Source organism: uncultured Campylobacter sp. (genome assembly GCF_938017705.1).
Classification (GTDB): Bacteria; Campylobacterota; Campylobacteria; order Campylobacterales; family Campylobacteraceae; genus Campylobacter_B.
Genome location: NZ_CALIIS010000015.1, coordinates 1 through 1037, shown reverse-complemented (window position 1 = coordinate 1037; position 1037 = coordinate 1). Strand labels below are relative to the sequence as shown.

Genomic DNA, 1037 nt, shown 5'->3' with positions numbered 1-1037 from the left:
GTCGAAATTTTATCCAAAAAGTGTGATAGCGGAGATTATGAAAGCTGCGGATCGCTCGGTCTAGCGCTTCTCAGTTCTATGGACAGATATGAGGACTCTGCCTATGCTTGTAAAAAAGCCTGTGAAGCCGGCGCAGCAAACTATTGCTATGTATTAAGTGTAATCGAAATACGGTACAGCGGGGACATAAATTCAGCCATGAAATATCTTGGAAAGACATGCAAAAGAATAGATAGCGTATATAAAAACGAAGCGTGCAAGATAAAAGAGGAATTGGAAAAGTGCCTAAATGACAGCGAGTGCAATCCTATAAAAAAAGCAAGAATTTTGTTAAAAAGCGCAAGATGATGTTGTTTAAAAAGCCGCTTTATATATCAAAATTTTAAATAGGAGAGAAAATGCAGAAAATTAAATTTATAATTCTAGCTTTAATATTTTCAATATACTCTAGTATGGCAAGACCCATGGATTCGAGCTTTTTCAAAACTTGGGAGGAAAAAGAGCTAAATTTAGAGTGTGATAGCGGCGATGGAAAATATAGCGCATGCACGAAACTGGTCGAAATTTTGTCCAAGAAGTGCGACGAAGGAGATTATGAAAGCTGCGGATCGCTCGGCGCGGTGCTTTTAGTTACAATGGGTAGATATAAAGATTCCGTTTCAGCATTAAAGAAAGCTTGCGAGGCGGATATGATGTATTATTGCTTTTTGCTAGCAGGGAATGAAATATTTTACGGCGGAAATATACATAGGGCTATCGGTTACTTTGACAAGGTTTGTTACGGAAAAAACAGCGACAAGAAGGATTTTTCCTGCAAAATAAAGGAGCAATTAGAAATTTGCTTAAACGACAGCGAGTGTAATCCTATAAGAAAAGCGATGAGTATACTTGTACCAAAATAAAAATTTTAACAACGTGATAAATTTCATCCTTACAGCTGATGCACTTCGCAAAAAAAGCAAGAATAAAGCCGCTAGAATATTACCGCCCGCTTCTATCGTTTCGCTGCCATAAAATTTTACTCCGTCTCCAAAACC

General features: G+C 37.7%; 1 protein-coding gene and 1 pseudogene. Both read left to right on the top strand.

The window, feature by feature from the left end:
* A pseudogene (locus Q0605_RS00950) lies at positions 1–348 on the top strand (hypothetical protein); the annotation flags it as partial.
* A gap of 50 nt (positions 349–398) precedes the next feature.
* Entirely contained in the window at positions 399–902 is a 504-nt protein-coding gene (locus tag Q0605_RS00945; RefSeq protein ID WP_298703446.1) for a hypothetical protein, read from the top strand.
* The last annotated feature ends 135 nt before the right edge of the window (positions 903–1037 follow it).

Bases quoted from the DNA above. Each gene is read 5' to 3' on its own strand.
- Q0605_RS00945 (WP_298703446.1), top strand. From the start codon at position 399: ATGCAGAAAATTAAATTTATAATTCTAGCTTTAATATTTTCAATATAC.